8 protein-coding genes and 1 pseudogene are annotated in these 9875 nt (G+C 39.6%); 7 read left to right on the top strand and 2 right to left on the bottom strand.

The genetic code is table 11. The features are described 5' to 3' along the window. Positions 1 to 115 precede the first annotated feature (115 nt). Positions 116 to 343, top strand: coding sequence for a hypothetical protein (locus F6K18_RS32355; RefSeq protein ID WP_287527076.1), 228 nt, complete (start codon positions 116 to 118; stop codon positions 341 to 343). 1953 nt (positions 344 to 2296) lie between these two features. Here the strand turns inward: F6K18_RS32355 and F6K18_RS32350 are convergent. Beyond that, positions 2297 to 3805, bottom strand: coding sequence for an FAD-dependent oxidoreductase (locus tag F6K18_RS32350; RefSeq protein WP_287527075.1), 1509 nt, complete (start codon positions 3803 to 3805; stop codon positions 2297 to 2299). Positions 3806 to 3976: 171 nt separating this feature from the next. Between F6K18_RS32350 and F6K18_RS32345 the strand changes: the two genes are divergently transcribed. Beyond that, entirely contained in the window at positions 3977 to 4453 is a 477-nt protein-coding gene (locus F6K18_RS32345; RefSeq protein ID WP_287527073.1) for a helix-turn-helix domain-containing protein, read from the top strand. Positions 4454 to 4497: 44 nt separating this feature from the next. On the opposite strand, the gene F6K18_RS32340 is transcribed toward F6K18_RS32345, so the two are convergent. Continuing rightward, the gene (locus F6K18_RS32340) at positions 4498 to 4668 is read right to left on the bottom strand and encodes a hypothetical protein (protein WP_287527072.1); all 171 of its coding nucleotides are present in this window, start codon (positions 4666 to 4668) and stop codon (positions 4498 to 4500) included. A gap of 60 nt (positions 4669 to 4728) precedes the next feature. Between F6K18_RS32340 and F6K18_RS32335 the strand changes: the two genes are divergently transcribed. The 5 genes and pseudogenes from F6K18_RS32335 (at position 4729) to F6K18_RS32315 (ending at position 9051) form a co-directional block, all read left to right on the top strand. Next, positions 4729 to 5010, top strand: coding sequence for a transposase (locus F6K18_RS32335; protein ID WP_287527070.1), 282 nt, complete (start codon positions 4729 to 4731; stop codon positions 5008 to 5010). A gap of 225 nt (positions 5011 to 5235) precedes the next feature. Further along, positions 5236 to 5481: pseudogene (locus F6K18_RS32330) on the top strand (zinc ribbon domain-containing protein); the annotation flags it as partial. Between the two features lie 175 nt (positions 5482 to 5656). Further along, positions 5657 to 8371, top strand: a complete 2715-nt coding sequence (locus tag F6K18_RS32325; protein WP_287527068.1) for an RNA helicase — start codon at positions 5657 to 5659, stop codon at positions 8369 to 8371. 72 nt (positions 8372 to 8443) lie between these two features. Next, positions 8444 to 8602 (top strand): hypothetical protein, encoded by a 159-nt coding sequence (locus F6K18_RS32320; RefSeq protein ID WP_287527066.1) that lies wholly within the window; start codon positions 8444 to 8446, stop codon positions 8600 to 8602. A 272-nt stretch (positions 8603 to 8874) separates the two neighbouring features. Continuing rightward, a complete protein-coding gene (locus F6K18_RS32315) occupies positions 8875 to 9051 on the top strand; it encodes a hypothetical protein (protein WP_287527064.1) in 177 nt (58 codons plus the stop codon). Positions 9052 to 9875 lie beyond the last annotated feature (824 nt).

Below are 9875 nucleotides of genomic sequence, written 5' to 3'. Positions count from 1 at the left end.
GGGAAGAGGGAAGATGTGGGCAGAGATAATACAAAAAATTCAACTCCTTGCTGATGATTTTCGGTCAAAATTGATGCGCGAAAAGACTTGAGAACCATAATTATATAGATCTCAAATGGGTTCTATAGCAGAGGGAAGAGATAAGAGAGAAGAAGTAAGAGGGAAGACAGAAGAAGTAATATCATGTTCCCCCTCCGGAGGAGCTACGCTAACGGTTGAATACTTAGGGTTTGCTGAAAAAGTCTTATGGGTGAGGGTAGGAGACAACCCACCCCTCGCCCCTCCCCCGACCGTGGAGGGGAAGACAGGAGAAAAGGGTCGGGAGCGAGGAGGTAGGAGCTAATACCAAGCGTGAAAAAAGAATGTTACGAATAGTAAGAAGAATAAAAAGAAAAATGCAGGATATGCCCTTTGACAAAAACGATGATTTCCGATCTAAAAAACGCTTTAAATACTATTCATTCTGACTCCTGACTCCTGAGGACTGACTCCTAAGAAATATCCTAGCTATTTGTAGCAAACATTTATCAAATTGGTATAAGTTTTGTCAATTTGGGATTTTTCTGCCCCACTATGAGCCTAAAATACTAACTTTTTGAGTGTTTTAGACTGAAACAGGCGCACTGCAATTCGACCCTAAAAAGGCTACAACCTTTATCTGTAAATGCTTTGATATTTAATCAGTAAGCCCTACTTATAAATATAGCGCTGTGCGCAGGCAACAGGCAACAGGCAACAGCTCCGGAAGGGGGAATAAAAAACCGATAATATCAGGCTTTTAGCTATTGGACAGTTACTGTAATTTGTAAATATGCCAGCGCACATTGCTATAACTGTTGTGAGGAGGACCGAGTCAGTCCTCAGGAGTCAGGAGAGAAGAAAGGAGGAATGCTTATGAAATATTGCACAATAGTATTGATAATTTCAGTATTTCTTTGGTACTGTCGGTACTATCAGTCCTTAAATTTTACAGGACTTACGCAAAGACACTACATATAGTAGATAAAAACTATAGCACTATGGTATATATAGTTTTTTCCCATTAAAATGCGTAAGTCCTGTTTTATTTATAACTGACCCGTCCGAACATGATATATAGCGCTGTGCGCAGGGAACAGGCAACAGGGAACAGGGAACAGGGGGAATAAATTGCCGTTTGCGCAAGCATTCCGTAGGAATCATATAAGACTTCTAGCTCTTTTGCCCCTACTACAATTTGTAAATATACCAGCGCTCATTGCTATAAGAGGGAAGGGAAGAGGGAAGAGAGAAGAAGGAAGAGGGAAGAGGGAAAAATATTGCTTTGTCTGAGTTTTCAGCTTTTGCTCTGTCGGTCTCCTTTCCTTCGACTGCTTTGAAGAAGGCAGCTATGCTGAAGGTCTAATTGCTTATGGATAGTCAACAACCGGCCACTCCATGTCTACAAACCCCAGACAATTTTCACCACCTCCGTTGATGGCAGGGCTAATTCTTTGTCGTCAGAGAATATTACAGCAGTTTTGGAGTTGATGAGGTACAAAATTTTAGGACTTTCGGGAGTAGGGAGTAGGGAAAAGAGTAGGGAAAAAAAGATAAATCTTTGAATAAATACCTCATTATTCTAAAAAGTTCTGTAATATGAAATACAAAAAATTGTGCAAATATACAAATTTCCCTACAGTCCCCACACTCCCCATCTCCCTATCAATTTTTCTAAGCGTGACAATAAATTGACCCTGCCCGTTGACAAGGGCAGGGCTAATTCATTGTGGTCAGAGAATATTTATATGGATATGAAATACATTTAATTGTGCAAATATAGCAATGAGCGCTCAGGTATTTACAATGTCCAGCTCAAAGTGCAGTAAGCGAAAAGGTGTACAAAAAATAATGTGTAAATATGCCAGCGCACATTGCTATATAAGAATCTCCCCATCTCCCCATCTCCCCAAATTCCCCTCCAGGGAGGGGGAGGTGCGAGGGGTGAGTCCCCACAGTCCCCATCTCCCTATTAATTTTTCTAAGCGTGACAATAAAGTTTGTCAATAAATTGACCCTGCCTTGACAAGGGGGGAGACCGGAAGTCCCCCTTTTTAAGGCGGATCTAGGGGGATCGTTGATGTACCTCATAGGGGTGAAAACCGCTATATAGCGTTTCTCAGTAAGCATGAGGTACACTCTTGTCTTTACTTCACTATTGCCTATTGCCTGTTGCCTATTGCCTATTGCCTATTGCCTGTTGCCTGTTGCCTGTTGCCTGTTGCCTGTTGCCTGTTGCCTAGAGTTTTGTACCTCACGCTTCTTGGAAACTGCTATATTACAACCAAATATTAGGAAATATTGATTTTCCTATCTCTCTAACCGATTTATTAATTGTCCTGGCAAATTGAATATGCTCCTCATCTTTTTCCACGGGAATAATATTAGCTTTCTGTCCTAATTTAAACTTATCTACTACTAAATTAGCTGCTTCTAAACCTGTCACATAAGCTTTTTCTTGAGACCATGAACCATGACGATTAGCAATCCAATCTCCGCTCATAAATACATTGTCAAAACTTGTTTTAGTAGGAAGTAAATATTGATAACTACCAGGAAAAAAGTGAGTGACAGCTTCTCTAACTCTAACCACACTTTGGTCAATAATTTCTGCTTCTATAAATTCTGGAATACAAGTTGCTAAATATGTCTGTACCATTTTAATAATTTCCCCATCACTCAAAGGCAAAAACTGATTAGCATGATAAAAATCTACTTCTACAACTGTTCCTGGTTCATGGCGAAATTCATCATGTAAAGTATTCAATTCAAAAAACGTCCAGCCTGTAGTTGTATCAAATCCAAAGCAAGCATTAGAAGCACGAGGAATTGAAATTTTTCGGTCGAACCATAATCTAGTTCCTAATACATCAACTCCACCTAAATTATTAATATTCCTAAATTCTTGACGACTTTGCAGAGCTTCACTGCCTGCCAGAATCTTTTTTATCCCACTAATACCAACAGCAAAAATCACCGCATCTGCTTCAAATATTTGGTCTTCACAAATAACCTTTGTTGCTTTGTCATTATCATCAACAATTAAGTCAGTAACTCGCTGTTTTGTCAGAACTTTTCCACCTAGATTTTCGATATTTTCTACCCAAGGTTTAAATATCATTTCTCCTACAGTTCCGCGACACCAAACTACATCAAAATCTGCTTGGTGAGCTAGGATAAAATAATATAACATTCCCAATGCAGCAGCCGCCGAACATTGTTCTCCCGGAGCAAATAAACCAACTAATAACATGGCATTAAAAGCATCATCATATAATCTTTTTGTCACGCCATATTGTTTGAATAATTCTCTCGCTGTTACTGAGTCATATCTTCGCCAAGCTTCATCCGAATTATCAAAATCTATTACAGAATAAAGCAGTGGGAGAGCAGAAAGGCGATCGCTCAAAGGTAATCGTTTAAATTGAGTATAAATAAAGGTACCAAGAGGTGTTGGTAAAAGTGGTAAGTCTTGAAAAATAGGTGATTCTACCTCTAACCCCGCAGGAGAATATTGAGCTGAACGAGTCCAGGGAGTGAAAGGAGCGAGGTTTAATTTCTTGACAAGAGAAAATATGTTATGGTAAGGATACCAAAAACCATGTATGCCCACTTCTACAGAACGGCCTCCGGGAGTTTTCCAACCAGCGACTAAACCACCGGGATAAGGGCCAGCTTCTAGGAGTGTAACGTCATAGCCATTTTTGGCCAGGTGGTGAGTGGCTCCTAAACCAGCCCAACCAGCACCAACTACTACTATTTTTGGAGTTTTAGTTCCTATTGTCATGCTACTTTTTTTAAGTCAAAAATTCAGTAATTTTTGTGGATTTTCTAGAGCCAATTTTCAGGCTATTTTCCCAATTTTCTTCTAATTTGCTTAATTTTCTAGTAGTTGTCAAGGCTGTGCATATTTTGTGTTATAATTAAATAGTATTTACTTAGAAGTTGAATAACAAAGTTGATTACTTTAACTTACCAGTACAAGCTGAAACCAACTCAGCATCAAGAGGCAGAAATTAATCACATTCTTGATGTCTGTAAAAGTGTATATAACTATGCCTTAAGAAAACGAAAAGACTGGTTAAATTCGAGAAAATCATCAATTAGTAGTTGTTCAATTATTTCTGAGTATATTATTCCTGCTGAGGCCCCTTATCCTAATTACAATCATCAAGCAAAAAACTTAACAATAGCTAAGAAAACTAATCCTAGATTAAAATCAGCAAATGCTCAGGTTTTACAACAAACTTTAAAACAATTAGACAGGGCATTTTCTGAGATGAAAAGTTTAGGCAAAGGCTTTCCAAGATTTAAGAAAAGGATGAGAAGCTTTGTCTTTCCTGCCATGCTGAAAAATTGTCTGGGTTGCTGTAGATTCAAGTTACCTCAATTGGGGTGGATTAAATTAAAGCAAAGCAGATCATACCCAGAATAAATGGTGGCTAAACAAGCCAGGATAGTCAAAAAAACTAGTGGTTATTATCTGATGATTACCTTTACTTCATCATAATCAGTCCCAGATAATCCAGTAGGTGAAAGGTCATTAGGCATTGATGCAGAAATAGAATCTTTTGTAGCTACTTCCACTGGAAAGTTAATCAAATCTCCTAAGTTTTTATTGAGTTCACTGCGGTAGGGGTAGATGGCCATTCGCCCCTACAATTGGCGAGCGACCCCGCGTCGCCTCCAGGCGCAAGGGAACGCGCGAGGTTGCTGCAAAGAAGACTTAAGAAGAAAATAAGAGGCTCAAATAACTGGTTAAAACTCCAGAATAAAATAGCTAGACTACATGAAAAAATAGCTAATACTAGACGTGATTGGCATTTCAAACTAGCTCATCAACTTTGCGATTTTACAGACAATATTTTTGTTGAAGATATGAATTTTAAATCTTGGTCTCAAGGTATTGTTAGAAAACAATCCTTGGATTCTGGAATTGGTCAGTTTATCAACGAAATATTGCCTTATGTTTGCTGGAAACGAGTTCATTAATTGATAATTGATAATGGATAATTGATAATTACCTCGGGTTTTAACCGTTACGGAATTGAATATAAGGAAATATTATTTCTTCTCTTGGTCGATTGGATATGGTTAGGAAACCCATCCATCCCACCCTACGGGAAGCTACGCAACGACCGCTTTTTTTCCTCTTAAAAGGGGAGGCTTCAAGGCGCGAATTATTTAATTATTAATTATTAATTATTCGGTAAGTACTATTCCGAAGTTGACAATAATTATACCTCTCTTGAAGATCCGTTATGTGGGCATATTCAGAAGAAGAAATTGTCTGATAGAAAACATAATTGCAGCAACTGTGGTTATCAACTGAATCAGGATGTAGCTGCTGCAAAAGTGATTAGAAAAAAGCGCACCGTATGCGCTGAGGGAACCTCCGGGTCAAGACGGAGCAAGAAAGCTTGTGGAGATGGTAGTAGCGGGGGTACAATTCAGTTTATTTGATTTGTTATCTAGTTTGCGAATCTTTGATACAAGAATCTCCGATTTAATGGTGAGAGTGTCAATTTGAGAGATGTAGTTAAAATTAAAAGATAAAGTCTATTTTTTACTCGTTAATTAAAAAAAACAGAATAGGCAATATCACAAAACCTGTATAAAGTCAAGAAAATAAACATTAGTGTCATACTCAACCCAGAACAGCCGACAGCTGGATCTGAAGACCTTATTTCCATTTGAACTAGACAACTTCCAGAAAGAGGCGATCATCGCCGTAAACGCTGGAAAATCCGTAGTTGTTTGTACCCCTACCGGCTCAGGCAAAACTCTAATTGGAGAATACGCCATCTACCGTGCCCTAAGTCGCGGACGACGAGTATTCTATACCACACCCCTCAAAGCTCTGTCAAACCAAAAATTGCGGGACTTCCGGGACAAATTTGGAGCAGACAAAGTAGGGTTAGTCACCGGAGATACCTCCGTTAACAGGGAAGCATCAGTCCTAGTAATGACTACAGAAGTCTTCCGCAATATGCTCTATGGCACCCCCATAGGAGAAATAGGCACATCTCTAGAAAAAGTAGAAGCCGTAGTCTTGGACGAATGCCACTACATGAACGATCGCCAACGAGGCACAGTATGGGAAGAATTAATAATTTATTGTCCATCAGAAATTCAACTATTAGCTCTCTCCGCTACAGTAGCCAACAGCGACCAGCTTACAGATTGGATCAATAAAGTACATGGGCCAACTGAACTGATTTACTCTGATTTTCGGCCAGTACCTCTCCAATTTAATTTTTCTAACAGCAAAGGTCTATTTCCTCTACTGAGCAATAACCAAAAAAGAGTAAATCCCTTGCTCAAGCCTAAAAATCGACATATAGTAGGTAGAGATAGAAGAGAAAAACAATTAGAACCAATATTGCCGGCAGTTTTATCTCAACTCAAAGAGCGGGATATGTTACCAGCTATCTACTTCATATTTAGCCGTCGAGGTTGCGATCGCGCAGTGGCAGAAATAGCACAAGTCAGCAATCTTACTTTGCTGGACGAAACAGAAAAAATTCAACTGCAAAATTTAATTCAAAAATTCCTCAATAGTAACCCAGACCTAACTCACTCTAAAAAACTCGAACCCCTAAGCAAAGGAATAGCATCCCACCATGCTGGAATGTTACCAGTGTGGAAAGGATTAGTCGAGGAATTATTTCAGCTAGGTTTAATCAAAGTAGTATTTGCCACTGAAACCTTAGCTGCTGGAATTAATATGCCAGCTCGTACTACTGTAATCTCTAGCCTCTCCAAACGCACGGATGAAGGCCACAGATTGCTAAAACCATCAGAATTTCTGCAAATGGCAGGTAGAGCTGGACGCCGGGGGATGGATGTTCAAGGTTACGTTTTAACTGTCCAGACTAGGTTTGAGGGTGCGAAGGAGGCATCTTATTTAGCAACTTCAGAAGCTGACCCCCTGGTTAGTCAGTTTACTCCTAGTTATGGTATGGTGCTGAATTTGCTACAAACTCATACTTTGGAGGAAGCAAAGGAGTTAGTCGAACGTAGTTTTGGTCAATATTTATCTACTCTTTCTTTGGCAGAAGAACGGATAGAGATTGAGCAAAAAGAGGCAGAGTTGACATCTTTGCAAAATAAACTAGGGATTTATGAAGAGAATGATTTGGTAAATTTAGAGCAGTTGCTGAGAGATTATGAGAAGATACTAGAAAGAGTAAAGGAAGAAAAACGACTGCTGAAAATTTTGCAAAGGCAAGCAGATGAAAATCGCATTAAGGAGATGTCTTTGTCTTTGTCTTTTGCTCTATCGGGAACTATTATGAGTTTAAAGGGAAAGCACGTTCCTACTGCGAAGAGGTCTGATGCTAAACCTATTGCTGCTGCTTTAGTTGCTAAAATTCCTGGTTCTGGTCAGTCTTCTTACTATGTGTGTTTGGGTAAGGATAATCGATGGTATGTTGTGGCAGCAATGGATGTTGTCGGTTTACACCCAGATGTACCCCGCTTAGTGGCGGTAGAACAGATGGAGTTGCCTGCTGAGATAGATTTTAGGTTAGGGCAATGTCGCAAGGCAGATGAAATTTATCTGAGTTTATCTGAACAAATTCCAGAGGTACCTCTACCAATAGATGCTCCAGAAGTTTTGGTACAAATGCAGAAAGTGGCAACGGTGGAAGTAAATATTCAGGAACATCCGTTGAAGGAATGGGGAAGTCCTCGTATTTTGTTAAAGGGTTGGCGACGAATGGGAATATTGGAGATGGAAATAGGCGATCGCCAAACTGAGTTAGAAGATAAGTTAGCTCGCCACTGGCAGGAGTTTCTCAATCTCATTGAAATTTTGCAATATTTTGGTTGTCTGCATGAAGTTGTGCCTACGGAAATTGGTCAAGCTTGTGCGGCGATCCGAGGTGATAATGAATTATGGCTTGGTTTGGCGTTGATGTCTGGTGTTCTTGATTCACTTGACCCTCATCATTTGGCTGCTGCTTGTGCTGCTCTGGTGACTGAGATTAGTAGACCTGATAGTTGGTCGCGTTATGATTTGTCTATGGAGGTAGAGGATGCTTTAGGTGGTTTGCGTAGTTTACGACATCAGTTATTTCAGGTGCAGCGTCGGTATCGGGTAACTTTACCTGTTTGGTTAGAGAGGGATTTGATTAGTTTGGTCGAACAGTGGGCACTGGAGGTGGAATGGCAGGTGTTGGTGGAAAATACGAGTCTGGATGAGGGTGATGTTGTCCGGATTTTACGTCGGACTTTGGATTTTCTTTCTCAGATTCCTCATGTGCCTCATTTATCTGATGTTTTGCGACGGAATGCTGATCGGGCGATGCAGTTGATAGACCGTTTTCCTGTTAATGAGGAGGTTAAGTAGGGTTTGCGCTCAAAAGTCTTTTAGTAGGGATAGGAGATAGGAGACAGGAGACAGGAGACAGGAGTTAGGGGAATGAGCGAGGAGGTAGGAGTAAGAATTGTCGATCGTGATTTTTCTGCCCAACTCTTGCCCAAAATGCGTTCCTTTTTGACCTTGAGCAACCGAAAACAGGCGCACTTTTTTCAACCTAAAACAGCTAAAACATTTATCTATCAATGCTTTGATATTTAATCACCTAAGCAATCGTTGAAGTTTCTAGGGGTTTAAATGCCCTAGATTTTAAGAAGGAAGAGGGAGGAGGCAAGATGGAAAAATCTTGCGTTGTCTGAGTTTTAAGCTTTTGATATGTCTGTGCCTTTTCCTTCGACTGCTATTACTATTGTTGTACAATAGTTGAATAAAAACTCATGCAAATTGGCAAACAAATCCCAATAATCACATACTACCATGATTTTTTTCGGGATGCAAGAGGAATATCCTTTTGTTTTTTGGAGCTTCACAGAATGCAGATTCTATATTTTGATGAGCGATGGCGACGGAGCAACGGAGTCTTATCTCTTTATCTGCCGATGGTCAAAGAATTTCTACCTTGTAGTAGACCTACACGCCTCAAATGTTGGAATGGTAGAGGTGGGTTTTCCTTCAATTTAGTATTAATATTCAAGTTGTATATTGGTTGAATAAAAAGTCATGCGTAGGGGCGAACAACTCCTAACGACTAAATCGTATCATAATTTTTTTGGAGATGCAAGAGGAATATCCTTGCCGTTTTTTTTGAGCTTCACAAAATGATGATTTTCTTTGTTTGTGAATATTGAATATAGCGTTGGCGGAGCCTAGCGGTAGCTACATCGCTTCTACATGAATAAATATATTGATGTGTTGGTGGGGTGAAAATTTGCTGGTGTCGCCACTTCTTTTCTTAGTAGTGCTTCACAGGATGAGATTTTTGCTGGTGCTTTGATGGTGCAAGTATCTCTTCTATCTATCTATATATATTCAATGGCGAAATGCTGTTTTTGCGTTGAATAAAAAGTCATGTGTAGGGGCGAACAACTCCCAACGATTAAATCGTATCATAATTTTTTTGGGGATGCAAGAGGAATATCCTTGCCGTTTTTTGGAGCTTCACAGGATGCAGATTAATCATCCGTGTATCTGTGGCAAAATCCTTGTCTGGCTGATGGGGTGAAAATTTGCTGGTGTCGCCACTTCTTTTCTTAGTAGTGCTTCACAGGATGATAATTTTTCTGGTGCTTTGATGGTGTGAGTATTTGTATATATATTCAGTGGCGATATGTTATTTTTACGTTGAATAAAAAGTCATGTGTAGGGGCGAACAACTCCCAATAATTAAATCTTATCATAATTTTTTTGGGGATGCAAGAGGAATATCCTTGCCGTTTTTTTTGGAGCTTCACAAAATGATGATTTTCTTTGTTTGTGAATATTGAATATAGCGATCGCTTTCGCTTCTACACGAGTAAATATATTGATGTGTTGG

This window comes from Okeania sp. SIO2C2, assembly GCF_010692625.1.
Lineage (GTDB): Bacteria > Cyanobacteriota > Cyanobacteriia > Cyanobacteriales > Microcoleaceae > Okeania > Okeania hirsuta.
Note: the sequence above shows the minus strand (reverse complement) of the source record. Positions and strands in the feature narration are given on the sequence as shown.